The 25,125-nt window shown below is 70.0% G+C and carries 23 protein-coding genes and 1 riboswitch; of the genes, 7 read left to right on the top strand and 16 right to left on the bottom strand.

Annotation, left to right across the window (positions count from 1 at the left end):
• Positions 1-68: 68 nt before the first annotated feature.
• The 6 genes from Q9R08_RS11875 to ribD form a co-directional block, all read right to left on the bottom strand.
• Complete coding sequence (locus Q9R08_RS11875) at positions 69-1,547, bottom strand: MFS transporter (RefSeq protein WP_308868225.1); 1,479 nt, start codon at positions 1,545-1,547, stop codon at positions 69-71.
• Between the two features lie 232 nt (positions 1,548-1,779).
• Positions 1,780-2,133 carry a Fe-S protein gene (locus Q9R08_RS11880; RefSeq protein ID WP_308868226.1) on the bottom strand — a complete coding sequence of 118 codons (354 nt, stop codon included), beginning with the start codon at positions 2,131-2,133 and terminating at the stop codon, positions 1,780-1,782.
• 117 nt (positions 2,134-2,250) lie between these two features.
• The gene (gene ribH / locus Q9R08_RS11885; protein WP_308868227.1) at positions 2,251-2,727 is read right to left on the bottom strand and encodes a 6,7-dimethyl-8-ribityllumazine synthase; all 477 of its coding nucleotides are present in this window, start codon (positions 2,725-2,727) and stop codon (positions 2,251-2,253) included.
• On the bottom strand, positions 2,724-3,998 hold the full coding sequence (ribA, locus tag Q9R08_RS11890; protein WP_308868228.1) for a GTP cyclohydrolase II: 1,275 nt from the start codon (positions 3,996-3,998) through the stop codon (positions 2,724-2,726). The genes ribH and ribA overlap by 4 nt, the downstream gene beginning before the upstream one ends.
• Complete coding sequence (locus Q9R08_RS11895; RefSeq protein WP_308868229.1) at positions 3,995-4,702, bottom strand: riboflavin synthase; 708 nt, start codon at positions 4,700-4,702, stop codon at positions 3,995-3,997. Before Q9R08_RS11895 ends, ribA begins: the two co-directional genes overlap by 4 nt.
• Positions 4,702-5,793: a bifunctional diaminohydroxyphosphoribosylaminopyrimidine deaminase/5-amino-6-(5-phosphoribosylamino)uracil reductase RibD gene (gene ribD, locus Q9R08_RS11900; protein WP_308868230.1), complete on the bottom strand. Its 1,092-nt coding sequence runs from the start codon at positions 5,791-5,793 to the stop codon at positions 4,702-4,704. Before ribD ends, Q9R08_RS11895 begins: the two co-directional genes overlap by 1 nt.
• A gap of 68 nt (positions 5,794-5,861) precedes the next feature.
• Positions 5,862-6,034: riboswitch (FMN riboswitch) on the bottom strand.
• 139 nt (positions 6,035-6,173) lie between these two features.
• On the opposite strand from ribD, the gene Q9R08_RS11905 reads away from it, so the two are divergent.
• Both Q9R08_RS11905 and glpK read left to right on the top strand, forming a co-directional pair.
• Positions 6,174-7,901: a glycerol-3-phosphate dehydrogenase/oxidase gene (locus tag Q9R08_RS11905; protein WP_308868231.1), complete on the top strand. Its 1,728-nt coding sequence runs from the start codon at positions 6,174-6,176 to the stop codon at positions 7,899-7,901.
• 67 nt (positions 7,902-7,968) lie between these two features.
• Positions 7,969-9,507 carry a glycerol kinase GlpK gene (gene glpK, locus Q9R08_RS11910; RefSeq protein WP_308868232.1) on the top strand — a complete coding sequence of 513 codons (1,539 nt, stop codon included), beginning with the start codon at positions 7,969-7,971 and terminating at the stop codon, positions 9,505-9,507.
• A gap of 4 nt (positions 9,508-9,511) precedes the next feature.
• Here glpK and Q9R08_RS11915 read toward each other — a convergent pair whose 3' ends face one another.
• Both Q9R08_RS11915 and Q9R08_RS11920 read right to left on the bottom strand, forming a co-directional pair.
• Positions 9,512-10,372: an Fpg/Nei family DNA glycosylase gene (locus tag Q9R08_RS11915; protein ID WP_308868233.1), complete on the bottom strand. Its 861-nt coding sequence runs from the start codon at positions 10,370-10,372 to the stop codon at positions 9,512-9,514.
• Positions 10,373-10,414: 42 nt separating this feature from the next.
• Positions 10,415-10,981, bottom strand: a complete 567-nt coding sequence (locus tag Q9R08_RS11920; RefSeq protein ID WP_308868234.1) for a GNAT family N-acetyltransferase — start codon at positions 10,979-10,981, stop codon at positions 10,415-10,417.
• 235 nt (positions 10,982-11,216) lie between these two features.
• Between Q9R08_RS11920 and Q9R08_RS11925 the strand changes: the two genes are divergently transcribed.
• Positions 11,217-12,086: an endonuclease domain-containing protein gene (locus tag Q9R08_RS11925; RefSeq protein WP_308868236.1), complete on the top strand. Its 870-nt coding sequence runs from the start codon at positions 11,217-11,219 to the stop codon at positions 12,084-12,086.
• 146 nt (positions 12,087-12,232) lie between these two features.
• Here Q9R08_RS11925 and trpS read toward each other — a convergent pair whose 3' ends face one another.
• A complete protein-coding gene (gene trpS, locus Q9R08_RS11930) occupies positions 12,233-13,240 on the bottom strand; it encodes a tryptophan--tRNA ligase (RefSeq protein ID WP_308868238.1) in 1,008 nt (335 codons plus the stop codon).
• A gap of 88 nt (positions 13,241-13,328) precedes the next feature.
• The gene (locus Q9R08_RS11935; protein ID WP_308868239.1) at positions 13,329-14,018 is read right to left on the bottom strand and encodes a TetR/AcrR family transcriptional regulator; all 690 of its coding nucleotides are present in this window, start codon (positions 14,016-14,018) and stop codon (positions 13,329-13,331) included.
• A 138-nt stretch (positions 14,019-14,156) separates the two neighbouring features.
• On the opposite strand from Q9R08_RS11935, the gene Q9R08_RS11940 reads away from it, so the two are divergent.
• Positions 14,157-15,209, top strand: a complete 1,053-nt coding sequence (locus Q9R08_RS11940; RefSeq protein WP_308868240.1) for an NAD(P)-dependent alcohol dehydrogenase — start codon at positions 14,157-14,159, stop codon at positions 15,207-15,209.
• A gap of 55 nt (positions 15,210-15,264) precedes the next feature.
• Here the strand turns inward: Q9R08_RS11940 and Q9R08_RS11945 are convergent, their stop codons facing one another.
• The 6 genes from Q9R08_RS11945 to sdhC all read right to left on the bottom strand — a co-directional run bounded on the left by Q9R08_RS11945 (position 15,265) and on the right by sdhC (position 21,072).
• Positions 15,265-16,131, bottom strand: a complete 867-nt coding sequence (locus Q9R08_RS11945; RefSeq protein ID WP_308868241.1) for an exodeoxyribonuclease III — start codon at positions 16,129-16,131, stop codon at positions 15,265-15,267.
• A 30-nt stretch (positions 16,132-16,161) separates the two neighbouring features.
• Complete coding sequence (locus Q9R08_RS11950) at positions 16,162-17,430, bottom strand: YihY/virulence factor BrkB family protein (protein ID WP_308868242.1); 1,269 nt, start codon at positions 17,428-17,430, stop codon at positions 16,162-16,164.
• A gap of 76 nt (positions 17,431-17,506) precedes the next feature.
• Positions 17,507-18,307: a succinate dehydrogenase iron-sulfur subunit gene (locus Q9R08_RS11955; protein WP_308868243.1), complete on the bottom strand. Its 801-nt coding sequence runs from the start codon at positions 18,305-18,307 to the stop codon at positions 17,507-17,509.
• Positions 18,307-20,148, bottom strand: coding sequence for a succinate dehydrogenase flavoprotein subunit (sdhA, locus tag Q9R08_RS11960; protein WP_308868244.1), 1,842 nt, complete (start codon positions 20,146-20,148; stop codon positions 18,307-18,309). The genes Q9R08_RS11955 and sdhA overlap by 1 nt, the downstream gene beginning before the upstream one ends.
• A 43-nt stretch (positions 20,149-20,191) precedes the next feature.
• Entirely contained in the window at positions 20,192-20,641 is a 450-nt protein-coding gene (locus tag Q9R08_RS11965) for a succinate dehydrogenase hydrophobic membrane anchor subunit (protein WP_308868245.1), read from the bottom strand.
• Positions 20,641-21,072, bottom strand: coding sequence for a succinate dehydrogenase, cytochrome b556 subunit (gene sdhC / locus Q9R08_RS11970; RefSeq protein WP_308868247.1), 432 nt, complete (start codon positions 21,070-21,072; stop codon positions 20,641-20,643). The genes Q9R08_RS11965 and sdhC overlap by 1 nt, the downstream gene beginning before the upstream one ends.
• A 326-nt stretch (positions 21,073-21,398) precedes the next feature.
• On the opposite strand from sdhC, the gene Q9R08_RS11975 reads away from it, so the two are divergent.
• The 3 genes from Q9R08_RS11975 (at position 21,399) to Q9R08_RS11985 (ending at position 25,118) form a co-directional block, all read left to right on the top strand.
• Positions 21,399-22,562 (top strand): endo-1,4-beta-xylanase, encoded by a 1,164-nt coding sequence (locus Q9R08_RS11975; RefSeq protein ID WP_308868248.1) that lies wholly within the window; start codon positions 21,399-21,401, stop codon positions 22,560-22,562.
• 72 nt (positions 22,563-22,634) lie between these two features.
• A complete protein-coding gene (locus Q9R08_RS11980) occupies positions 22,635-23,750 on the top strand; it encodes a mannose-1-phosphate guanylyltransferase (RefSeq protein ID WP_308868249.1) in 1,116 nt (371 codons plus the stop codon).
• Positions 23,751-23,969: 219 nt separating this feature from the next.
• On the top strand, positions 23,970-25,118 hold the full coding sequence (locus tag Q9R08_RS11985) for a BMP family lipoprotein (RefSeq protein WP_308868251.1): 1,149 nt from the start codon (positions 23,970-23,972) through the stop codon (positions 25,116-25,118).
• The last annotated feature ends 7 nt before the right edge of the window (positions 25,119-25,125 follow it).

Raw genomic sequence — 25,125 nt, forward strand, 5'->3', positions numbered from 1 at the left:
GCACGACCGCGAACGACTGATGCCGCAGCCCACGCGGGCTGCGGCATCCGCCGTCTCGAGTACCCAGGTCAGAGCGACCCGGTCGCCCCGACGCCGAGGTCGGCGTCGTAGTCGATGTCCTTCGTCTCCGGCGCCAGGAGCAGCGCGATGAAGGTGAGAACGCTCATCGCCGAGAGGTAGAGGCCGACCAGTACCGGGCTGCCGCCGGCGGAGGCCCACAGCCACACCGCGACGATCGGCGCGAGCGCCGCGCCGAGGATCGACGACACGTTGTACGAGATCGCCGAGCCGGAGTACCGCACGTTCGTCGGGAACAGCTCCGGGAGCACGGCGCCCATCGGCCCGAAGGTCGACCCCATGAGCATGAAGCCGAAGACGAGGAACGCCTGCACCAGGGCTCCGGTGAACTTCGGGTCGACCTGCGGCAGCAGGAAGATGTTGAACGTCAGACCGAACACGATGATGAGCCCGGTCACCCACAGCAGCAGCCGTCGACGACCGATCGCGTCGGCGATCGGTCCCGACAGCAGCGTGAAGATGCCGAAGAACACGACGCCGATGATCTGCATCACCACGAAGTCGGTGTAGCCGAAGCCCAGACCAGGGTAGAACTGCGCGGCGAAGGCGGTGGCGTCGAACGGGTTGCCCGCGGCTTCGGCGGCGGCCTGCGCGGCGGCCGAAGCCGTCTCGAGGTCGGCCGCCTTCGTGCCGTACGAGAGCGTGAAGTTGGTCATCAGATAGAACAGCACGTAGGTCGCCAGCATGATGAACGTGCCGAGGATCAGGTGCCACCAGTGGTGGCGAAGAACGGTGCCGAGGGGGAACTTGCGGATCGCGCCCTTCTCCTCGGCCTTCACGAACGTCTCGGACTCGACGAGTCGCAGTCGCACCCACAGGCCGATGATGACCATGACGGCCGAGAACAGGAACGGCACGCGCCAGCCCCAGGCGAGGAACTCCTCCGACCGCTGACCGGCGCCGTCGGGGTGGGGGAGCAGGTAGTTGATCGCGAGGAACACCGAGTTGGCGATGATGAAGCCGAGCGGCGCACCCAGCTGGGGGAACGTGCCGTACCAGGCACGCTTGCCCTTCGGGGCGTTCTCGGTCGCGACGAGCGCCGCGCCCGACCACTCGCCGCCGAGTGCGAAGCCCTGCGCGAGCCGCACCACCAGCAGCAGCACGGCCGCCCACACGCCGATCTCGTTGTACGTCGGCAGGCACCCGATGAGGAAGGTCGCGATGCCCATCGTGAGCAGCGACGCCACGAGGGTGGCCTTGCGGCCGAAGCGGTCGCCGAAGTGGCCGAACACGATCGCGCCCAACGGGCGGGCCACCATGGCGGCGCCGAACACGCTGAACGACAGCAGCAGCGACGTGGTGTCGTTGCCGGTGGGGAAGAAGAGGATGGGGAAGACCAGGACGGCGGCGGTCGCGTAGACGTAGAAGTCGTAGAACTCGATCGTCGTGCCGACGAGGCTGGCGAGGATGACGCGGGAACGGGGATTTGCGGGGACCGCGGGGATCGCGGCGGTGGTGGGGGAGGTCAATTTTCACCTGGGCATGCGCGGAGCGGGGCATCCTGGTGGGATGCGGCGGTGGGCGTCCGCATGGCGCAGGGTGACGCGTCAGGCGGCACTGCACTGGATCACCGTGAGCGCGGACGGTGTCGCCCGGCACGAAGAACCAGCCTACTCCCGCGCCCAGGCACCGGGGCGCGGATACGGGAAAGCGGATGCCGCGACCGAAGCCGCGGCATCCGCCATCGAAGTCCTGAGGGCGTCAGCGCCAGATCACCGCGATCGCCGCGTTGGTGAGCGTCAGCACGCCGACCGCCCAGAACATCGCCGGCGGAAGCGACCCGGTCTTGCGCTGGCGGCCGCGGCCGATGCCGAGGAGGGCGCCGATGACGAGCAGGATCACCAGCTTCACGCCGAGCTTGACGTAGTTGAGCTCGTACTCGATGCCCCACGGCGCGGCGAGGATCAGTCCGGCGACCGCGGCGATCGCGAGGCCCCAGTCCATGACGCGGGTGAATCGCCGCTTGCCGTTCACCGCCTCCACCACCCAGGCGCCGAACAGCACGGCGAAGCCGACGAGGTGGACGAGCACGACGACGTGACGGAGAATTTCCATGCCATCAGTCTAGCTGAAGGTCGCCCGGCCGCCACCAGGAGATCCGCGGAAACAGGAGAGCCCGCGACGACCGGACGGCGTCCGGTCGACGCGGGCTCTGATCCCGTTCGGACGGCGTCAGCCCCGAAGCTCCCGCAGCACGAGTGCCGTGCGGATCGCCGCATCCGCCGCCTCGAAGCCCTTGTCCTCCACCGAGCCTTCAAGACCTGCGCGGGCGATCCCCTGCGCCTCGTCGTCGAGCGTGAGCACGCCGAATCCGACCGGCCTGCCCGTGTCGAGCGCCACGCGCGTGAGCCCGTCCGTCGCCGCGTTCGAGACGAACTCGAAGTGGGGCGTCCCGCCGCGGATGATGACGCCGAGAGCCACGACCGCGTCGGCCCCGGCATCCAGCGCGGCCTTCGCGACGACCGGCAGCTCGAACGAGCCGGGCACCCGCACGAGGCGGTGCGAGGCGCCGGCGGCCGTCACGGCGCGCTCGGCGCCGGCGATGAGGCCGTCGGTGATCGTCTCGTGCCACGTCCCTGCGACGACGACGACATCGAGCCCCGTGCCGTCGACCGTTCCGGTGACCAGGGGTGCGCCCTTGCCGCTCATCGTTCTGCTCCTTCGTGCATCTGGGCGAGTGCGTCGGCGAGGTCCGCCTCGGCGATGATGTGACCCATGCGGTCGCGCTTGGTCGCCAGGTACTGGTGGTTGTTCGGGCCGACGCCGACCAGCAGCGGCACCTGCTCGACGATGTCGAGACCCAGTTCGCGCAGCTGGTTCACCTTGTCGGAGTTGTTGGTCAGCAGGCGTACGCGCTCGATGCCGAGATCCGACAGGATGCCGGCGGCGGCTGCGTAGTCGCGCGCGTCGGCCGGAAGCCCGAGCGCCAGGTTGGCGTCGACCGTGTCGAGACCCCGCTCCTGCAGCGAGTACGCGCGGAGCTTGTTGATGAGTCCGATGCCGCGTCCTTCGTGACCGCGCATGTAGATCACGACGCCGCCGTCCTGCTCGATGGCGTCGAGCGCGGCCTCGAGCTGCGGGCCGCACTCGCATTTGAGCGACCCGAAGGCCTCGCCGGTCAGGCACTCGGAATGCACGCGCACGAGCGGCGCGTCGCCGAGCTCGCCCGAGACGACGGCGATGTGGTCGGTGCCGGTGACGCGGTCCTTGTACGCCAGGAACCGGAACGCGCCGTGCGAGGTGGGGACGTTCGCCTCGGCGCGCAGGCTCACGCGGCGCTTGTGGGCGTTGCGGATCGCCGGGTCGCAGGGAGCGTTCTCGTCGAGGTAGGCGATGAGCAGTTCGATGGTGATGACCGGGATGTCGTACTCGGCGCCCAGCTCCTGCAGCGCCGGTAGCCGCATCATGCTGCCGTCGTCGGCGACGACCTCGCCGATCACGCCCACCGGTGCGAGCTCCGCGAGCTTCATGAGCTCGACAGCGGCCTCGGTGTGACCGGCGCGCTCGCGCACGCCGCCGTCGACGGCGCGCAGGGGCAGGATGTGGCCCGGCCGGATGACGCTGGCCGGCGTCGACTCGGGGTCGGCGAGCACGTTGAGCGTGTGGGCGCGGTCGACGGCGCTGATGCCGGTCGAGATGCGGTCGGCGGCGTCGACGCTCACCGTGTAGGCGGTGCCGCGCGCGTCCTGGTTGTTCTCCACCATCGGTGGCAGATCGAGTCGATCGGCCCAGTCGGCGGGCATGGGGGCGCACAGGAAGCCGCTCGTCCAGCGGACCGTCCAGGCGACCCACTCGGGGGTGGCGAGCTGGGCCGACAGGATGACGTCGCCCTCGTTCTCGCGGTTCTCATCGTCGGCGACGATGACCGGCCGCCCGGCGCGCAGCGCCGCGAGGGCCTCGGGGATCGTGGAAAGGCTCATTTCGAGCCTCCTTCCGTCGGTGCGGACGCGTCCGCGGGGAGTTCGGGTGCGGCAGCCGGAGCCGCGAAAGCGCCCTCGCGGGGCGCGGGTGCGGCCGGAGCCGCGAAAGAGAGCAGTCGCTGCACGTGGCGCGCCAGGATGTCGGTCTCGAGGTTGACGCGGTCGCCCGGCACGCGGGCGCCGAGCGTCGTGGCCGCGAGCGTCTCGGGGATGAGCGACACCTCGAACCATGCCTCAGCCTCGGGGGCGGGGCTCGCGGCGCTGACCGTGAGCGAGACGCCGTCGACCGCGATCGAGCCCTTGTCGACGACGAGGGGCGCGAGCTCCGCCGGAAGCGAGATGCGCAGCACCTGCCACTGCGCGCCGGGGCGCACCTCCAGCACCGTGCCGGTGCCGTCGATGTGACCCTGCACGATGTGCCCGCCGAGGCGCCCGTGGGCCGCGGTCGCGCGCTCGAGGTTCACGGGCCGACCGGCGGCGACGCCGTCGAGCGTCGACATGTCGAGCGTCTGCTTCATGACGTCGGCGGTGAACCAGTCGTCTCCCTGGCCGACGACGGTGAGGCAGACCCCGCTGACCGAGATCGAGTCGCCGTGCCCGGCATCCGACACGGCCTTCGGCCCGCGCACGGTCAGGCGCACGCCGTCGCCCGAGGGCTCCACGGCGGTGACCTCGCCGATCTCCTCGACGATTCCGGTGAACATCACTCGTCTCCTTCCGACGACGGTTGGTCCACGCGCGCGGATGCTCGCAACGCGTCAGCGGCGGCGGGCGGCGTGGGGTGGGCGACGTACAGCAGATCGTCGCCGAGGGGGGTGACGGATGCCACGGCCAGGCGCTTCGCCTCGCCGATGGTCGTCACGCCGATGTCGTGCAGCGCCAGGCGGTCGCCGCCCAGCAGCACCGGCGCGACGTACACGAGCAGCTCGTCGGCGAGCCGCTCACGCAGGAACGAGGCGGCGACAGCGGGCCCGCCCTCGACGAAGACACGCTGGACGCCGCGTGTGCGCAGGTCTTCGAGCGCCGCCGCGAGGCCACCCGACGCGCCGTCGCCCGGGTACTGCAGGAACGGGTGCGGATGCCGGCGCAGGGCGGCGTCCTCGGGCACCGGCCGCGCGCCGACGATGACCGGAACCGGCTGGTGGGGGAGGAGCGTCCCGTCCTCGGCGCGCGCGGTGAGCGCCGGGTCGTCGGCCAGCACGGTGCCCGTGCCGGCGACGATCGCGTCGGCCGCGGCGCGGCGGCGGTGGACGTCGGCGCGTGCCGCCGGTCCGGTGATCCACTGGCTGGTGCCGTCGGATGCCGCCGCCCGGCCGTCGAGGCTCTGCGCCCACTTGACGGTGACGTGCGGGCGGCCGAGGCGCTGGACCGTGAGCCACGACTCGAGGAGCGCCGTCGCCTCGTCGGCGAGGAGGCCCGCCTCGACGTCGACGCCCGCGGCGCGCAGCCGGGTGCCGCCCCCGGAGGAGTGGTCGCCCGGATCCGCGATGGCGTACACCACACGCGTCACGCCGGCGGCGATGAGCGCCTCGGAGCAGGGGCCGGTGCGGCCGGTGTGGTTGCAGGGCTCGAGCGTGACGATCGCCGTCGCTCCGCGCGCCTCGCCCGGCGCGAGCTTCGAGAGGGCGTCCACCTCGGCGTGCGGCGTGCCCGCGCCGCGGTGCCAGCCCTCAGCGATGATCGAGCCGTCGCGGCCGAGCAGCACAGCGCCCACCTGCGGGTTCACACCGCGCGGACCGCGCTGTGCGATCGCCAGTGCCCGACGCATCGCGTCGTGTTCCGCCGTGCTCGCCATCCCGCCCCTCGTCTCGTCGTTCTCGACGCTCCGGGGCAGGGGAAGCGGCGACGCCTGTGGCGTCGCTGGTGTGCTGCCTCCCATCCGGACTAGCGACCGCGCTCCCGAAGGAACCCTGTCGCATCACCGTCGGTTCCGGAATTCCACCGGATCGGCCGCGGCGTCATCCGTAACGGATGCTGAAGCCTTGGCTCGCGGACTGTCACCGCCGGTTCGGATTCTCACCGACCCCGGAGCACGTTGATGCTCTCGAGTGTAGTCAACGCGACATCCGGCCATTCATTCCATGTCTTCGCATGAACTGCGGCCCCGTGCGCACCGGGCGTCGCTCGGCCCGATGTCCCGCCGCCGACGTAGCCTGGGAGGGGGATGGAGAGGCGATGAACACGGCGGGATCGATGCGGGCATTCGAGGAACTGGCAGCGCGGCCTTATGCGGACGTGCTAATCATCGGCGGCGGGATCAACGGGCTCGCGACGTTCCGCGACCTCGCCATGCAGGGCGTCGACGTCGCGCTCGTGGAGCGGGACGACTTCGTCAGCGGCGCGTCGGCGGCGTCATCGCACATGATCCACGGCGGCATCCGCTATCTCGAGAACGGCGAGTTCCGGCTCGTGCATGAGGCGGTGACCGAGCGCAACGCGCTGATGCGCATCGCCCCGCACTACGTGCGACCGCTGCAGACGACGATCCCGATCTTCTCCACGTTCTCGGGCGTGCTTTCGGCGCCGCTGCGGTTCCTGCGGCACGGCGGGGGCAAGCCGCGAGAGCGGGGTGCCGCCCTCATCAAGATCGGGCTCGTGATCTACGACTCGTTCTCGCGGGGCGGGGGAGTGTTCGGCGGCGGAACCGTGCCGCGCCACACCTTCCACGGACGCAAGCGGTCGCTCGCCCAGCTGCCGCTGCTGAACCCCGACGTCAAGTACACGGCGACCTATTGGGACGCGTCCCTGCACGATCCGGAACGGCTCGCCCTCGACGTGCTGCGCGACGGTCGGGCCGCGGGCGGCGACCGGGCGCGCGCCGCGAACTACACCGCTGCCGTGGGCGTCGATGCGGGACGGGTGGTGCTGCGCGACGCCGCCACGGGCGCGGAGACTCCGTTCACGGCATCCGTCGTGGTGAACGCGAGCGGCCCCTGGACGGATCAGACCAACCTCGCGCTGGGGGATCCGACCCGCTACATGGGCGGCACGAAGGGGTCCCACATCGTGCTCGACCACCCGCAGCTGCTCGCGGCGACCGGCGGCAGGGAGCTGTTCTTCGAGAACGAAGACGGTCGCATCGTGCTCATCTATCCGCTCAAGGGCCGGGTCCTCGTCGGCACGACCGACCTCGAGCACGACATGGGCGACCCGATCGTGTGCACCGAGGCCGAGGTCGACTACTTCATCGAGCTGATCGGCCAGGTTCTCCCCTCGATCGCGGTGGAGCGCTCGCAGATCGTCTACCGGTTCGCGGGCGTGCGTCCGCTGCCGGGGCACGGCGATGTCTCACCGGGGTTCGTCTCGCGTGACTACCGCGTCGAGTCGGCACCGCTCGTCGGCGGCGACACCACGGTGCTCAGCCTCGTCGGCGGCAAGTGGACGACCTTCCGCGCGTCGGCCGAGCACCTGGCCGACCTCGTTCTGGAGGCGCTCGCCCTGCCGCGCCGCCGCTCGACCCGGGGTGTTCCGATCGGCGGCGGCCGGGGCTTCCCAACGACCGAGCGCGCGCGTCAGCAATGGATCGCCGCGCACGCCGTCGATGTGCCGGCCGCGCGTGTCGCGACGCTGCTCGACCGCTACGGCACGGTGGCCGAGGCCGTGGTCGACGCGATCGCCGCCGATCCCGAGGATGCCGAGCTGGAGCACCTGCCGGGCTACAGCTCTGGGGAGCTGCGACACCTCGCGGCGACAGAGGATGTGGCGCACCTGGATGACGTCCTCCTGCGGCGCACCAGCATCGCCTTCATCGGCGCCGCCACGGACGAGGCGGTGGCGGAGGTCGCAGCAGCGATCGCCCCGGTGCTCGGCTGGGATGCTGCGCGCTCGGCCGTGGAGGTCGCACGCGGGCTCGCGCGCGTCCATGCCGCCGATCCGACCTGGGCGCCGGCGCCGGCGCGATAGCCTGACCGCACCCGGGCGCAGCCCGCGGCACCGAGGGCGATGCCGCCCACCGACGAAGGAGACGACGTTGCCCGACCACGTGCTGTCCATCGATCAGGGCACGACTTCGACACGTGCGATCGTGTTCGACGCCGAGGGCGCGGTGGTGGCCGTGTCGCAGCGCGAGCACGAGCAGATCTTCCCCCGTGCGGGGTGGGTCGAGCACGACCCGGTGGAGATCTGGACCAGCACCGAGTGGGTGATCGCGTCGTGCCTGACGCGTGCCGGGATCGGTGCCGCCCAGGTGGCCGCCATCGGCGTGACGAACCAGCGCGAGACCGCCATCGTCTGGGAGAAGCGGACCGGCCGGCCTGTGCACAACGCGCTCGTCTGGCAGGACACGCGCACTCAGCCGCGCATCGACGAGATGACGAAGGAGGACGGCGCCGACCGGTTCGCCGATACGACCGGGCTGCCGCTGGCCACCTACTTCTCCGCGTCGAAGGTGGCGTGGATCCTGGACAATGTTCCGGGCGCCCGCGCAGCCGCGGAGGCCGGGGAGCTGCTGTTCGGCACTCCTGACACCTGGGTGGTGTGGAACCTCACCGGCGGTGCGCGGGGCGGCATCCACGTGACGGACGTGACCAACGCGTCGCGGACGCTCCTGATGGACCTGCGCACGCTCGACTGGTCCGACGACCTCCTGGCCACCTGGCGCATCCCGCGGGCCATGATGCCCGCCATCCGGTCGTCGTCCGAGGTCGTCGGGCACTCGCAGCTGCCGTCGGTCCTCGACGGCGTGCCGATCGCCGGCATCCTCGGCGACCAGCAGGCGGCGACGTTCGGGCAGGCCGCCTTCGACGCAGGGGAGTCCAAGAACACGTACGGCACCGGCAACTTCCTCCTCGTGAACACCGGGACAGAGATCGTGCGCTCGGCCAACGGCCTCATCACGACCGTCGGCTACCGCATCGGCGACGAGCCGGCACGGTACGCGCTCGAGGGGTCGATCGCGGTCACGGGCTCGCTCGTGCAGTGGCTGCGCGACAACCTCGGCATCATCCACCGCTCGGAGGACGTCGAGACGTTGGCCGCCAGCGTCGACGACAACGGCGGAGCCTACTTCGTGCCCGCGTTCTCCGGACTGTTCGCCCCGTACTGGCGGCCCGACGCGCGGGGCGCGCTCGTCGGACTGACCCGATACGTCAACAAGGCGCACATCGCCCGTGCCGCGCTGGAGTCGACCGCCTTCCAGACCCGCGACGTCATCGAAGCCGTGGTCGAGGACACGGGCCGGACGCTCGACGAGCTGCGCGTGGACGGCGGCATGACCCGCGACGACCTGCTCATGCAGTTCCAGGCCGACATCCTCGGCATCCCCGTCGTGCGCCCCGAGGTCGTCGAGACGACGGCGCTCGGCGCCGCCTACGCGGCCGGGCTCGCGACCGGCGTATGGAGCGGGCTGGACGAGCTGCGGACGCACTGGCGCGAAGACGTGCGCTTCGAGCCGCGGATGCCGGAGGACGAGCGCGAGCGGCGCTACCGCCAGTGGCGCAAGGCCGTGTCGAAGTCGCTGGACTGGGTCGACGACGACGCGCGTCTGCTCATGGGCACGACCGGGAGCTGAGGCGCTACTTCAGCAGCCGTGACAGCCGCCGGTCGGCGAGGATCTTGCCGCCGGTCTGGCAAGTCGGGCAGTACTCGAGGGAGTTGTCGGCGAAGAACACGCTGCGCACCTCGTCACCGCACACCGGGCACGTCTCCCCGCGGCGTCCGTGCACCTGCATGCCCCGCCGCTTGGCGTCCTTGAGCTCGGCCGGCGGCTTGCCGGACGCCTCGGCGACGGCATCCGTCAGCGTCTCGGTCATCGCGTCGAACAGGCGGGTGATGTCGTCGTCGCCGAGGGAGGAGGCCAGCGCGTAGGGCGACATCTTCGCCGCGTGCAGGATCTCGTCGGAGTAGGCGTTGCCGACGCCCGCGATGATCGCCTGGTCGCGCAGCACGCCTTTGATCTGGGTGCGCCGGCCCTCGAGGAGCGAGGCGAAGACGTCGCGCGTGAACGAGGGCTCGAGCGGGTCGGGGCCGAGCCGCGCGATGCCGGGCACGTCCGCGGGGTCGCGCACGACGTACACCGCCAGCGACTTCTTGGTGCCCGCTTCGGTGAGGTCGAATCCTGCACCGTCCGACAGGGCGACCCGCAGCGCGATCGGCGTCTTGCCCGGCCGGATGACGGTCTTCGGCAGCTCGTCGTACCAGCGCAGCCAGCCCGCCTTGGCGAGATGGAAGACGAGGTGGGGACCGGTCGTCGACAGGTCGACGAATTTGCCGTGGCGTGAGGCGCCGGTGATCTCCAGCCCATGGAGGGAGTCGATCGGCGGGTCGTACGTCTTCAGCGCCGCGATGTTCGCGACCGTCGCGCGCGCGATGCGCACACCGGTGAGGCGCTCGCGGAGGAAGTCGACGAGTCCCTGCACCTCGGGCATCTCGGGCATGCGCTCATCCTGCCACGCAGCGGCGACACGTGGGCGGTTGCCTCAGGCGGGAAGCACCGGCCACGGCTGCGGACGCCTGTCGTCTGAGGAGAGCAGGCTCGCGATCCAGCCGTCGTCGCGGCCGTGGGAGCTCATGAGCGCTTGGCGTAGCAGCCCCTCGTAGCGGAATCCCAGGGCCATGGCGGCTTTCGCCGAAGCGACGTTGCCTGCCACGGCGCGCCATTCGATGCGGTCCAGGGCGAGTCCTTCGGCGGAGAATCCCCACTCGATCGCGGCCTTGGCCGCCTCCCGGAGGCGACCAGCCCCACGCGCCTCCGGCGCCATCCAATACCCGATCTCACCGGCGCCCCTGCCGTCGACCCGGTAGAAGCCGATTGTCCCGACGAGGCGCCCGCCGTCGCGGATGGCCCAGGTGAGGTGCTGACCGGCCTCCCACTCTCCGGGGATCCGCGCCACGAATTCGACCGCATGCCGTCTCTCGTACGGCACGGGCACGGGCGTATAGCGCTGGATGTCGGCATCCTGGCACGCCCGATGGATCGCGTCGACGTCCTCCTGCCGTGGCAGCGACAGCTCGAGGCGGGGCGTACGAAGGATGACCGGCTCCACGCGGTCACCCTACTGCGCCGCTTCCGATCCGCCGGCTGGCGGTCAGCGCCGCGTCACAACTCCACCCGGAGCTGGGCGCAGGCGTCAGGTGGGCCTGCCGTCGACGCCGATGGCGGAGTTGTGGCTCGGGGAGCCCCGCTGTCACCCCTCCTCCTCAGCAGCGGATGCGAGCGGCGCGTCCACAGATTCTCGTGGGCCCGCCGACCAGCCGGCGCCGGTGCCAGAGGATGCCGACGTGATCGGAGAGCGCGAGGTGCTGACGCGGGCGCAGCTCATGGCCGGTGGGCTGAGCAGGCGCGGCCTCGTGCGCGCCCTGAACGAGGGCGTCATCGTGCGTGCCCGCCGCGACCAGTACGTCTCGGCGGCAGCACCCTCCGCAGTGGTGCAAGCGGTGCGCATCGGGGGCCGAGTCACCTGCCTGTCCCTTCTTCAGCTGCTCGGCGTCTTCGTCTTCGCGAATGATGTGGTCCACGTGCACATACCGCGCGGCGCCTCGCGTCTGCGTTCACCGGAGTCCGTTGCGAAGCCGCTCGGCGCACGGGGCCGGCGGAGGGCGCGCTTGCACTGGTGGCCGCTCAGTGCGACGCCGCCCGCTCACTCGGCGTGCACCGGCATCGTCGACGCACTCGCCCATGCGGTGCGGTGCCAGCCCCCGCGTCAGGCGATCGCGACCCTCGACAGCGCGCTGAACAAAGGCCTCATCGGGTTCGCGGACGTAGAGGATCTCTTCGCCCTGCTGCCGCGGAAGTACCGCGTGCTCCGATCACTGATCGATGGAAGAGCCCAGGCGGGAACGGAGACCCTGATGCGTCTCATGGTGCGGGGGCTCGGTCATGAGGCTGTTCCACAGGTGCACTTTGCGCGGTTCGGCTTCGTCGACCTCGTCGTCGACGGCTGGCTCGTCGTCGAATGCGACAGCAGAGCCTTCCACTCGGACTGGGCACAGCAGGTCAAGGACCGCGCTCGCGACCTGGAACTCGCCAAGCTCGGCTACGTGACCCTGCGCTTCACAGCTGCGCAGATCCTCCATCAACCCGACGATGTGCTCGCGGCTCTGCGCGGGATGCTCGGGGCGGGCCGTCGAAAGCCGCCGCCGAGGAACTGAAGTTGCGCCTCTCCGGGCAACAACTCCGCCAGAATCCGTGCCGACCCTCTCTGGGACGGCGGCCGGGCCGAAGCGGGCGGAGTCACGACACGGCGCACGCCTGCCGTTGACGCAGCCTGGCCTGGTCAGCTGCACCGGTCCAGCGATCAGCGAGTGCGGCGGAGGAGGCCGACCTTGTCGTAGACGTCGGCGAGGGTGCGGTTCGCGACTGCCTCGGCCTTCGCGGCATTCGCGGCGAGCACGCGATCGAGCTCGGCGGGATCGTCGAGCAGCTCGAGCGCGCGCTGCCGCACGGGCCCGAACTCGTTCACCACGACCTCGGCGAGGCCCTTCTTGAAGTCGCCGTAGCCGCGGCCCGCGTACTCGTCCTCGATCGCCGGGATCTGACGGCCCGTCAGGGCGGCATAGATCACCAGCAGGTTCGAGACGCCCGGCTTGGCCTCACGGTCGTAGCGCACCGACCCCTCGGAATCGGTGACGGCGCGCATGATCTTCTTCGCCGACACGGCCGGGTCGTCCAGCATCCACAGGACACCGGCATCCGACTCCGCCGACTTCGACATCTTCGCCGTGGGGTTCTGCAGGTCGTAGATGCGCGCCGTCTCCTGCTGGATCACCGGCATCGGAACGGCGAACGTCTGTCCGTAGCGGCTGTTGAAGCGCTCGGCGAGGTCGCGCGTGAGCTCGACGTGCTGCTTCTGGTCGTCGCCGACCGGGACGATGTCGGTCTGGTACAGCAGGATGTCGGCGGCCATCAGCACCGGGTACGTGAAGAGCCCGACCGAGGTGACCTCCGAGCCGTAGCGCTGCGACTTGTCCTTGAACTGCGTCATGCGCCCGGCCTCGCCGAAACCGGTGACCGTGGACAGGATCCACGCGAGCTCCGCGTGGGCCGGCACGTGCGACTGCACGTACAGCGCCGACTTCGACGGCTCGATGCCGGCGGCGATGTACTGCGCTGCGGTGCGGCGGGTCTTCTCGCGGAGCTCCGCCGGATCGTTCGGCTGCGTGAGCGCGTGGAGGTCGACCACCGAGAAGAACGCGTCGTACGACTCCTGCAGATCGCGCCACTGCATGAGGGCCCCGATGTAGTTGCCGATCTGGAGCGAGTCGGCGGAGGGCTGCATGCCGGAGTACAGGCGCGGTTTGCTCATCCGGCAAGTCTATAAAGCGGATGCCGCACCCCTGCGCGGCCGGCGGTCCCCGCCTGCCGTTCCGGCGCACGTCGGGCCGGAAGGCGGCTCAGCCGGCCCGGCGTTCGAGCCCTTCGAGCAGGATGTCGAGGGCGAACTCGAACTCGGTGCGGTCGTCGCACCAGCCGAGCGTGCCGACCTCGTCGTCGTGGACGACGTCCTGCAGCATGGCCTGCACGTTCGGCATGAGCCCGCCGAGCTCGGCAGCGGCGGTGGCGTCGGGCTCGCCGTCCGCACCCTGCGGATCGTCGAGGATGAGCTCCTGAGAGAAGCCGAACTGGCGGCTCCCGAGCGTGTGCATGGCGTGGTGGATGAGATCCCACGACAGCCCGCCCGACCTCATGACGCCGACGTTCGTGTCGACCCAGCCGGCGAAAGCCGGCGTCATCGTGCCGCGGGACTCGAGAGCGCGCGGCGCCCACGGATGCTGCAGCAGCACCTCACGGGCGGCGAGGATGCGCGCGCGCAGGTGCTCGCGCCACGACGACGGAGGCGGAGTGGTCGCCGCTGCGGCATGGCGCGCGACGTCTTCGAAGACGAGGTCGAGAGCACCGGTGACCACGGCGTCCTTGCCGCGCACGTGGTAGTAGATCGACATCGGCTCGACGCCGAGCTGCTGCGCGAGCCGGCGCATGGTCAGCGCATCGATGCCGCCGTCGTCGGCGAGGCGGATCGCCTCGCGCAGTACCCGTTCGCGTGACAGGGGCTCCCGGCGGGAAGCCGTCGCGACCGTCGTCATCTGCCACCTCCTGGGACCACGCTACCGCCCGGACGCCCGAGCGGTGGAGATCACGCAGGGTCTGGACAGCACACGCGGATCCCGGTACCTTACGTCGTAAGTCATACAGTGTAAGGCTGGGCAGAGGGAGGACGACACATGAACACGACCGAGAAGACGGCGCCCCGCACCGAGGGGTCCGCCGGGGGCGTCGCAGGCGACGCCACGACCATGCGCGCTGCCGTGTACGACCGCTTCGGCGGACCCGACGTCGTGTCGGTCGAGCGGATGCCGCGCCCCACTCCCGCCGACGATCAGCTGCTCGTCCGCCTGCACGCCGCGAGCGTGAGCGTCGCCGACCACCGGGTGCGTGCGCGCGACGTGCCCCGGGGGCTGCGACTGCCCACGATGTTCGCGCTCGGCTGGCGTCGGCCGACGCATCGCGTCCTCGGGATGGACGGCGCCGGCGTCGTCGAGGCGGTCGGTGCCGGCGTCGCCGACTTCGCCGTCGGGGATCGCGTGGTCCTTCTGCGTGGTGCCGCGTTCGGCTGCCACGCCGAGTACGCCGTGGTCCGTGCCGCCGGCGCGGTCGCACGGATCCCCGATGAGCTCACGTTCGTCGACGCCGCGGCTCTGCCGTTCGGCTTCGGCACCGCGCAGGTGTTCCTGGAAGCGGGCGGCATCGCGCAGGGCGACGACGTGCTCGTGAACGGCGCGTCGGGTGCGGTGGGGTCGGCCGCGGTCCAGCTCGCGAAGCGCCGCGGGGCGCGCGTGACCGGCGTGTGCAGCGCAGGCAACGCCGAGCTGGTCCGCGACCTCGGCGCGGAGCGCGTCATCGACTACGCCCGCGAGGACTTCACGTCATCGGGCGCACGATACGACGCTGTCGTGGAGTGCGTCGGCAACGCGCCGTATCGGCGTGCGCGTCGCGCGATCCGTCGTGGGGGAGTGCTCCTGCTAGTCATCGCCGACCTCGCCGGGATAGTCGGCTCGAAGCTGCGACCCGTGCGCCACGGCATCCGTCGCGTGCAGGACACCGGCGCGGTGACCGGCACTCACCTCGCCGAGTTCGCTCGGCTCGCCGCGGCCGGCGACGTGCGCCCGGTGATCGACCGCGTGTACCCGCTCGACCGGATCCGCGAGGCGCACGCCTACGTCGACGGCGGGCACAAGCGCGGGAACGTGATCGTCACCCTCGCGGATCCCTCGTGAGGCCTCGCGGCCGGCGCGTCGTCCTGCGGGCGCGGCTTGCACGGCCGCTCAGCGCTCAGCGCCCGAGCGTGTAGTCCGCGACGACGGGGGAGTGATCGCTCCACCGGGTGTCCCACGACGGCGCGCGCACGACGCGGTAGTCCACGACCCGGTCCCCGAGCGCGGGCGTCGCGAGGTGGTAGTCGATCCGCCACCCGGCGTCGTTGTCGAACGCGCGCCCGCGCATCGACCACCAGGTGTACGGGCCGTCGACGTCGCCGTGGAAGCGACGCCCGATGTCGACCCAGCCGAGGCCCGGTCCCCGCGACCCGTCGGCACCGGTCACCTCGGCGCCCTCTTCTCCGAAGAAACGGTCGAAGTACGCACGCTCGCGCGGGAGGAAGCCGGCCTTCTTGACGTTGCCCTTCCAGTTGCGGATGTCGAGCTCGCGGTGGCCGACGTTCAGGTCGCCCATCACGAGCGCGAGCGGCGACGCGGCCTTCAGCTGCGGCATCCGCTTCTCCATCGCGTCGAGGAAGGCCCACTTCGCGTCCTGCTTCGGAGTGTCGGCCTCGCCGGTGTGCACGTAGGCGCTCACCACGATGAGCCGCTCGCCGTCGATGTCGAAGTCGGCCTCGATCCAGCGGCCCGCGCTGTCGAGCACCTCGGCGGCGTCGTCGGCGGCCGGGCCGAGAACGCGTCGCACCTCGATCGAGGGGACGCGGCTTGCGACCGCCACGCCGGCACGGCCCTTGGACAGGGCCTCGTCGTTGACGATCTCCCAGCCCGGGAGCGCCGCGCGCAGCTCCTCTTCGGTGGCGCGCACCTCCTGCAGGGCCATCACGTCGATGTCGGCGGCATCGAGCCAGTCGATCATGCCCTTCCGTGTGGCGGCGCGGATTCCATTGACGTTGACAGAGGCGATGCGAACACGGCGAGACACGACGGCAAGACTATCCGGCGCCGCCGACACTCATTCGAACAGGCTGCCGGGCTTCTTCGCCGGAGCGGCCGGGGCGGCGGCCTCGACCTGGGCGAGCTCCTCCTCCGCGTCTCGCAGTGCGCGGTCGGCCGCCCATCGCCGGTACCAGGGGGCGGTGTCGCGCGACTCCTGCGCGGTGCGCAGTCGCACCCGCGCCGCCACGAGCAGCGCCGCGTGCTCCGCGGCGAGCCGCTCGGCCTCCGTCTGCGGCAGCAGCGGGATCTCCTCGTCCTTCGCCGCGACCGCGATCCACGCCGCGGCGACAAGCATGATGATGCCGATGAGGCGGAACCACAGCAGCAGGCCGACGAAGATCGCGAACGTCGCCAGCAGGGCGTTCGTGGGCGTATAGATGAACAGCCAGCCGGTGAACAGCTGCAGCACGGTGATCGCGCCGCCGCCGAGGAGGGCCCCGGGCCAGATCCGGCGCCACGGCAGCTTCGTCCCGGTGAGGAAGCGGATGAGCCCCCCGAGAGCCGCGCTGTAGATCGCGAACGAGATCACGATCGTGCCGGCGCTCGCGGTCGCGTTGACCCAGCTCGATGCGTTCGTCCAGCCGAAGAAGTCGAACACCCAGCTGAGCGCCCACGTGCCGATCGACGTGGCTGCGAAACCGAGGACCAGCGCGAGTGCGAACAGGCCGGCGCCCACGAGATCGCGCGCCTTGAGGTAGAAGTAACTGCGCAGGTCGGGGGGCAGCCCGAAGATGTCGCGCACGGCGCGACGGGCGAACGTGACAAAGCCGATGGCGGTCCAGATCAGCGTGCCGAGGGCGATGATGCCCGTGATGCCGAGGACGCCGGCGTTGCTGGTCGCGATCTCGGTCACCTGATCGGGAGTGAAGAGCCCGCCTTCGTCGGCGATGAGGCCGGGGACGTAGAGGTTGATCAGGTTGATCAGCCCATCGACGGCATCCGCACTGCCGCCGAGCCAGAGCCCCGTGATCGCGAACGCGACGTAGATGGCGGCGAAGGTCGCGAACAGCGCCTGGTAGCTGACTCCCGCGGCGAGCAGGAAGCCGTTGTGCTGCAGGAAGTGACGCCACACCCGCACCGGGAACCACGCCAGGGTGCGCTGCGTCAGCGCGGTCGCTCTGCTGAGGGGCTGGTCGAACCGCTCGCGCAGGTTCTCCTGCGTCGCCTCCCAGCGCTCCCGGAGCGACTCCTCTTCGCGTTGCGCGGCATCCGCCTGATCGCGGGCCTCGTCGTGCTCCTTCGCACGCGCACGATCCCGTCTGCGCGCGTCGTCCCGTTGGCTCACGGAAGCCAGAGTATCGACTGCCGGATGCCGCACCGCGCCGCGTGGCGGCATCCGCCCGGCGAATCGGGGAGAGCGTCTACGCGCGTCCGCGCAGGACGGCCTGCTTGACCTCGGCGATCGCCTTCGTCACCTCGATGCCGCGGGGGCATGCCTCGGTGCAGTTGAAGGTGGTGCGGCAGCGCCACACGCCTTCCTTGTCGTTGAGGATGTCGAGGCGCACGTCGCCGGCGTCGTCGCGCGAGTCGAAGATGAAGCGGTGCGCATTGACGATCGCGGCGGGGCCGAAGTACTGCCCGTCGGTCCAGAACACCGGGCACGACGACGTGCATGCCGCGCACAGGATGCACTTCGTGGTGTCGTCGAAGACCTCGCGGTCGACGATCGACTGGATGCGCTCCTTGCCGGGCTCGGGCTTCGAGTTGGCGATGAGGAACGGCTGCACCTCGCGGTACGACGCGAAGAACGGCTCCATGTCGACGACGAGGTCCTTCTCGAGGGGCAGGCCCTTGATCGCCTCGACGTAGATCGGCTGCGAGATGTCGAGATCCTTGATGAGGGTCTTGCATGCGAGCCGATTGCGTCCGTTGATGCGCATCGCGTCCGAGCCGCAGATGCCGTGCGCGCAGGAGCGGCGGAACGTCAGCGAGCCGTCGACCTCCCACTTGATCTTGTGGAGGGCGTCCAGCACGCGGTCGGTCGAGTACAGCTCGACGTCGTAGTCGACCCAGCGCGGCTCCTCGTCGACCTCCGGGTTGAAGCGGCGGATGATGAAGGTCACCAGGAACGACTGGATGCCGGTGTCGTTGGCGGCCTCCTCCGCGCGGGCGGGTGCGTCCGCGTCGGTGCGCTCGATGACGTCCGTGACCGAGGTCGACATCAGTACTTCCTCTCCATCGGCGGGTAGTTCAACTCGCCCTTCTCGTTCTTCGTGAAGACGACGGGCTTCCACCCCAGGCGGATGTGGTCCTCGGCGCTCGAGGAGTGCGGGTCACCCGACAGATACGCCATGGTGTGCTGCATGTAGTTCTCGTCGTCGCGCTTGGGATAGTCGTCGCGCATGTGGCCGCCGCGGCTCTCCTTGCGGTTGCGCGCGGTCACGACGACCACCTCGGCGATGTCGAGGAGGAATCCGAGCTCCACGGCCTCGAGCAGGTCGGTGTTGTACCGCTTGCCCTTGTCGTCGACGTGGATGTTCTTGAAGCGCTCGCGCAGCTCCTCGATGACCTCGAGGACCTCGCCGAGCGACTCGTCGGTGCGGAACACCTGGGCCTTGCGGTCCATCTCGTCCTGCAGCGTCTTGCGGAGCACGGCGATGCGCTCGGTGCCCTGGTTGTTGCGCAGGCCTTCGATGAGTCCGCGCACCTCGGCGGCGGGGTCCTCGGGGAGCGGCACGAAGTCGGCGGTCTTGACGTACTCGACGGCGTTGCGGCCGGCGCGCTTGCCGAACACGTTGATGTCGAGCAGCGAGTTGGTGCCCAGGCGGTTCGAGCCGTGCACCGACACGCAGGCGCACTCGCCGGCGGCGTACAGGCCCGGCACGACGGTGGTGTTGTCGTTCAGCACCTGCGCGTCGTTGTTGGTCGGGATGCCGCCCATCGCGTAGTGCGCGGTCGGCATGACCGGCACGGGCTCGACGACGGGGTCGACGCCGAGGTAGGTCCGGGCGAACTCGGTGATGTCGGGGAGCTTCGTCTCGAGCACCTCGGCGCCCAGGTGGGTGCAGTCCAGGAGGACGTAGTCGCGGTGCGGGCCAGCGCCCCGGCCTTCGGCGACCTCCTGCACCATGCAGCGACTGACGATGTCGCGCGGCGCGAGGTCCTTGATGGTGGGGGCGTAGCGCTCCATGAAGCGCTCGCCCGAGACGTTGCGCAGGATCGCTCCCTCACCGCGGGCGCCCTCCGTGAGGAGGATGCCGAGCCCGGCAAGGCCGGTCGGGTGGAACTGGAAGAACTCCATGTCTTCCAGCGGGAGGCCCTTGCGCCAGATGATGCCCACACCGTCGCCGGTGAGGGTGTGCGCGTTCGAGGTCGTCTTGAAGATCTTGCCGAAGCCGCCGGTCGCGAAGATCACGGCCTTCGCCTGGAAGACGTGCAGCTCGCCGGTCGCGAGCTCGTACGCCACGACGCCGGCGATCTGCTTGTCCTTGCCCTCGCCGACCGTGATCAGGTCGAGCACGTAGAACTCGTTGAAGAAGTTGATGCCCAGCTTCACGCAGTTCTGGAACAGCGTCTGCAGGATCATGTGCCCCGTGCGGTCGGCGGCGTAGCACGCGCGACGCACGGGGGTCTTGCCGTGGTCGGCGGTGTGGCCGCCGAAGCGCCGCTGGTCGATCTTGCCCTCGGGCGTCCGGTTGAACGGCAGGCCCATGTTCTCGAGGTCGATGACCGCGTCGATGGCCTCCTTGGCGAGGATCTCGGCCGCATCCTGGTCGACGAGGTAGTCACCGCCCTTGACGGTGTCGAAGGTGTGCCACTCCCACGAGTCCTCTTCGACGTTGGCCAGCGCTGCCGCCATGCCTCCCTGCGCCGCACCGGTGTGCGAGCGCGTGGGGTACAGCTTCGAGATGACTGCCGTCCTCGCACCCGGCCCGGCCTCGATGGCCGCGCGCATGCCGGCGCCGCCGGCTCCCACGATGACGATGTCGAACTGGTGGTAGTGGACGCCGTCTTTGACGTAGCTCGCAGTGTTCTCGGTGCCGGCAGGGGTCTCAGTGCTCACGCTGGATGCTTTCGGTGGTCGATGCTCGGGGGGCGCCCGAACGCTATGCGCAGATTCCGATGATGAGGTCGGACGCGGTGTCGGCGTCGAAGCCGATGCACGGGTCGAAGGTGAACACGACCAGCGTGCCCAGCACGATGAGGAACGCCGCGGCGAGCCACAGCACCCACACCAGCACGCGACGCGTCGTCGGGTGCGTGACGTAGTCGTTGACGATCGTGCGCATGCCGTTGGCGCCGTGGATCAGCGCGAGCCACAGCATCAGCACGTCCCACCACTGCCAGAACGGCGAGGCGTACTTGCCCGCAACGAAGGCGAAGTCGATGCCGTGGATGCCCTCGCCGAGCATGAGGTTCACGAAGAGGTGGCCGAAGATGAGGACCACGAGCAGCACGCCTGAGGCGCGCATGTAGATCCAGCCCCACTTCTCGAGGTTGGGGCCCTTTCGCCGGACGGGCGAGTACGGGGTGCGGGGGTCGGCGATCGCGGTCATCAGTGACCTCCTCCCGGAGCGAAGGCGAGCATGAGATGACGCGGCGCGAAGCCGAGCATCGTCACGACCCACAGCCCGAGGACGCCCCACCACAGCTGGCGCTGGTGGCGGGTCGCCCACGACCAGAAGTCGACCAGGATGATGCGCAGACCGTTGTAGGCGTGGTACGCGATGGCGCCCACGAGTGCGACCTCGCCGAGGGCCATCACCCAGTTCTTGTAGGTGCCGATGACCGCGTCGTACGCCTCGGGGGAGACCCGGATGAGGGCCGTGTCGAGGACATGGACGAGCAGGAAGAAGAAGATCGCGACGCCGGTGATGCGGTGCAGCACCCACGACCACATGCCTTCGTTCCCGCGATACAGCGTGCCGCGGGGGACTCGGGAAGTGGTCTCGGATACCGACGGTGTGACGCGTGCTGGTGCAGACACGGCCGTCCTCCTTGGATCGAAACACGGTGGGGCTGACCTCTGACTGCGAGGACGGCCCCCGAAGAGGGCCCGTAGCGGTGCGCTTCGGGCCGTCGGCGTCACGCGGGCGCTGCGACCATCCTATTCCCGTCGCGATGCGGTGGGGGATTAGGTGGCCCTAACTTCTCTCGACGTCGAGAGATCTCGGAGCGCATCGCCGGTCCCGTGGAAAACACTCCGAAACCCTTTGCCCTGTCCGAAAGTGCCGCCTAGCGTTTGTTGTACGCAAAAACATATGTGCCGCTCAGGCGACGCGTATGACCGACAACGATGTCAGGAGTTCCCCAATGCGCCGATCTCTCCGATCACTCGTGGTGGCCACCGCCGCCGCTGCCCTGGTACTGCCCCTCTGGGGCGCGACCGCAGCGAATGCCGAGCCGCCCGGATACAGCCACGCCGACAAGGACACCCTGCGCAACCAGGCGCCGCGCGACCTCGCCATCGGCAGTGCCGTCTGGGGCAAACGGGACCTCGTCGACTACGACCGCAGCGCCCCCACCGAGTACCAGCAGGTCCTGAGCGCCCAGTTCTCGTCGCTGACTCCCGAGAACGACATGAAGTGGGATGCCGTCCACCCGGCTCCGGACGTGTACGACTTCTCGTCCGCCGACGCACTGGTCGCCTTCGCGAAGGCGAACCACCAGCAGGTGCGCGGCCACACGCTGCTGTGGCACAGCCAGAACCCGGCCTGGGTGACCGCGGCGAGCCAGACGTGGACGTGCGACCAGGCGCGTGCCGTGCTCGAGGACCACATCCGCACCGTGGTCGGCCACTTCAAGGGCGAGATCTACGAGTGGGATGTCGCGAACGAGATCTTCCAGGACACGTGGGACAACGGCGGGGTGCGGCTGCGCACCGAGGCGAACCCGTTCCTCAAGGCCTGCGCCGCGGACCCGATCGCGCTCCTCGAGGACGCGTTCCGCTGGGCGCACGAGGCCGACCCCGAGGCGGTGCTGTTCCTCAACGACTACAACGCCGAGGGCATCAACGAGAAGACCGACGCCTACTACGCGCTCGCACAGCGGATGCTGGCCGACGGCGTGCCGCTGGGCGGTTTCGGCGCCCAGGGCCACCTGAGCCTGCTGTACGGCTTCGACACCTCGATCCAGGCGAACTTCGAGCGCTTCGCCGCGCTGGGACTGCAGGTGGCGGTGACGGAGGCGGACGTCCGCATCCCGCTGCAGGCGGGTGAGACCGGCCCGACGCCCGAGCAGGTCGCCGTGCAGGCCGAGCGCTACGACGCCATGCTGGAGGCGTGCCTGAACGTGACCGCCTGCTCGTCGTTCACGGTGTGGGGCTTCCCGGACGCCAACTCCTGGGTTCCCGACGTGTTCCCGGGTGAGGGCTGGGCGACGATCCTCGAGGACGACTACTCGCCGAAGCCCGCGTTCGACGCGATGCTCGAGTCCCTGCGCGAGGCGACGCCGGGCACCTCTCCGCGTCACGGCTGAACCGGGTGCGACGGCGGCCGGCCGCGAGGTCGGCCGCCGTCGCGCGCGCGGGTTGGCGGTAGCCTCAGAGACATGCCAGGACCCATCGACGACTTCTACGCCGTGATTCCCGCAGGCGGCATCGGCAGCCGGCTGTGGCCGCTGTCGCGTGCCGACGCGCCGAAGTTCCTCCACGACCTCACCGGCTCGGGGCAGACCCTGCTGCGCGACACCTGGGACCGGCTCGAGCCGCTCGCCGGCCCCGATCGCATCTCCGTCGTGACGGGCCGCGCGCACCGCGCGGCGGTGGAGCGGGAACTCCCCGGCATCGCCGACAAGAACGTCTTCCTGGAATCCGAGCCTCGTGACTCGACGGCGGCGATCGGCCTCGCAGCAGCGATCCTCTCGCGCCGGGAGCCCGACGTCATCATCGGCTCGTTCGCCGCGGATCACGTCATCCGCGTGCCGCAGCTGTTCGAGTGGGCGGTGAACCAGGCGGTCGCCACTGCGCGCGAAGGGTACATCTGCACCATCGGCATCCAGCCGTCCGAGCCGTCGGTGGGCTTCGGTTACATCAAGAAGAGCGACGCGCTGTCGATCGACGGCGCGCCCGAGGCCGCGCTGGTGGAGAGCTTCGTCGAGAAGCCCGACCTCGATACGGCGAAGGAGTACTTCGCCGACCGCAACTACCTCTGGAACGCGGGCATGTTCATCTCGCGCGCCGACGTGCTCCTCGGCGAGATCGCCGAGAACGAGCCGCAGCTGTATGCGGGACTCATGGATCTGGCCGAGGCATGGGACGACCGCGATGAGCGCGGGCCCGTCGTCGACCGGGTGTGGCCGACGCTCAAGAAGATCGCGATCGACTACACGGTCGCCGAGCCTGCGGCCGCGAAGGGTCGCCTCGCGGTCATCCCCGGCCACTTCGACTGGGACGACGTCGGAGACTTCGCGAGCCTGGCCAAGCTCAACTCGCACGGCCGCAAGAACGACCTCGCCATCCTCGGCGAGAACGCCCGCATCCTCTCCGACGCCGCCAGCGGCATCGTGGTCAGCCAGACGCGACGCGTCATCAGCCTGATCGGCGTGCGCGACATCGTCGTGGTCGACACCGAGGACGCGCTCTTGGTGACGACGAGCGAGCACGCGCAGCGCGTGAAGGGCGTGGTCGACGCGCTCAAGCTGAGCGGGCGCGGCGAAGTCCTCTGACGCGCCGCGCAGCCGGCCACGCGACCCGTCGCGCCGGGCGTGGCAAGGGACCCGCCGGCTCGCCGCCGGCGGCGGCATCCGCTCTCCTCATGGCGCCGCGTATTGCGTCTTTGTAACCTTTCGCGAACAGGGGCCCATGGAGTATGCAACCGCGCCGTCACAGTGGGTAACTTTGTGCAGTCCCCGTGAAGGACGCGGGGGAATGTAGTGGAGGCTGAGTTGACCATCTCACGCACCAAGAAGCTTGTCGGCGTCACAGCCGCCGCGGGCATTCTGCTGGCCCTCGCGGGCTGCGGCTCCGCGCCCGAGACGAGCCCGACCGAGGGTGGGGACGCCGGGCCCGCCGTCGAGGGCTTCACCCCGTGCATCGTCTCCGACGACGGTGGCTTCAACGACAAGTCGTTCAACCAGTCGGCACTCGAAGGCATGCAGAAGGCTGCCGACGAGCTGGGCGTCGAACTCATCGACGTCGAGTCGTCGTCGCAGAACGACTACGCGCCGAACCTCGAGAACCTGGTCTCGGAAGGCTGCACGTTCATCGTCTCGGTCGGCTTCAAGCTCTCCGCCGACACCGTGGCCTCGGCGCTGGCGAACCCCGACCTCGAGTACGCGATCATCGACGACTGGGCCGACAACACCGGCGCCACCGGCGACGACGGCAAGGACACCGGCGACGGCGAGACCGACGCGCCGAACATCAAGCCCCTCATGTTCGACACGGTGCAGGCCGCGTACCTCGGCGGCTACGCCGCGGCCGCATGGTCGGCGCAGTCCGGCGTGAACAACGTCGGCACCGTCGGCGGCATCCCGATCCCGCCCGTGACGATCTTCATGGACGGCTTCGTCGACGGCGTCGAGAAGTACAACGAGGACAAGGGCGCCTCCGTCGCCACGTACGGCTGGGATGTCGCTGCCCAGACCGGCCAGTTCACGTTCAACTTCGAGGCGAACGACGACTCGAAGCAGGCCATGCAGACCGCGCTCGACCAGGGCGTCGACGTGCTCCTGCCCGTCGGCGGCCCGATCTACCAGAGCGCCGCACAGGCCATCCGCGACACCGACAACGGCGCCGTGATGCTGGGCGTCGACTCCGACCTGGCCGTCGCCGACCCGTCGGTCGCCGACCTGGTGCTGGTCTCGATCATGAAGCGCATCGACAGCGCGGTCTACGAGGCGACCATGCAGGCCGCCGCGGACGAGTTCGACGTCGCTCCGTACGTCGGCACGCTCGACAACGACGGCGTCGGCCTCTCCGGCTTCGGCTCGTTCGAGTCGCAGCTGCCGGACGGCCTCCTCGACGAGCTCGACGCTCTGAAGGAGCAGATCATCTCGGGCGACCTCGAGGTGACCTCGCCCAGCTCGCCGTAATCCGAGC

The organism is Microbacterium psychrotolerans, from assembly GCF_031085295.1.
Lineage (GTDB): Bacteria > Actinomycetota > Actinomycetes > Actinomycetales > Microbacteriaceae > Microbacterium > Microbacterium psychrotolerans.

Bases quoted from the DNA above. Each gene is read 5' to 3' on its own strand.
- Q9R08_RS11880 (WP_308868226.1), bottom strand. From the start codon at position 2,133: ATGGAAATTCTCCGTCACGTCGTCGTGCTCGTCCACCTCGTCGGCTTC.
- ribH (WP_308868227.1), bottom strand. From the start codon at position 2,727: ATGAGCGGCAAGGGCGCACCCCTGGTCACCGGAACGGTCGACGGCACG.
- ribA (WP_308868228.1), bottom strand. From the start codon at position 3,998: ATGAGCCTTTCCACGATCCCCGAGGCCCTCGCGGCGCTGCGCGCCGGG.
- Q9R08_RS11895 (WP_308868229.1), bottom strand. From the start codon at position 4,702: ATGTTCACCGGAATCGTCGAGGAGATCGGCGAGGTCACCGCCGTGGAG.
- ribD (WP_308868230.1), bottom strand. From the start codon at position 5,793: ATGGCGAGCACGGCGGAACACGACGCGATGCGTCGGGCACTGGCGATC.
- Q9R08_RS11905 (WP_308868231.1), top strand. From the start codon at position 6,174: ATGAACACGGCGGGATCGATGCGGGCATTCGAGGAACTGGCAGCGCGG.
- Q9R08_RS11915 (WP_308868233.1), bottom strand. From the start codon at position 10,372: ATGCCCGAGATGCCCGAGGTGCAGGGACTCGTCGACTTCCTCCGCGAG.
- trpS (WP_308868238.1), bottom strand. From the start codon at position 13,240: ATGAGCAAACCGCGCCTGTACTCCGGCATGCAGCCCTCCGCCGACTCG.
- Q9R08_RS11935 (WP_308868239.1), bottom strand. From the start codon at position 14,018: ATGACGACGGTCGCGACGGCTTCCCGCCGGGAGCCCCTGTCACGCGAA.
- Q9R08_RS11940 (WP_308868240.1), top strand. From the start codon at position 14,157: ATGAACACGACCGAGAAGACGGCGCCCCGCACCGAGGGGTCCGCCGGG.
- Q9R08_RS11955 (WP_308868243.1), bottom strand. From the start codon at position 18,307: ATGTCGACCTCGGTCACGGACGTCATCGAGCGCACCGACGCGGACGCA.
- Q9R08_RS11965 (WP_308868245.1), bottom strand. From the start codon at position 20,641: ATGACCGCGATCGCCGACCCCCGCACCCCGTACTCGCCCGTCCGGCGA.
- Q9R08_RS11975 (WP_308868248.1), top strand. From the start codon at position 21,399: ATGCGCCGATCTCTCCGATCACTCGTGGTGGCCACCGCCGCCGCTGCC.
- Q9R08_RS11980 (WP_308868249.1), top strand. From the start codon at position 22,635: ATGCCAGGACCCATCGACGACTTCTACGCCGTGATTCCCGCAGGCGGC.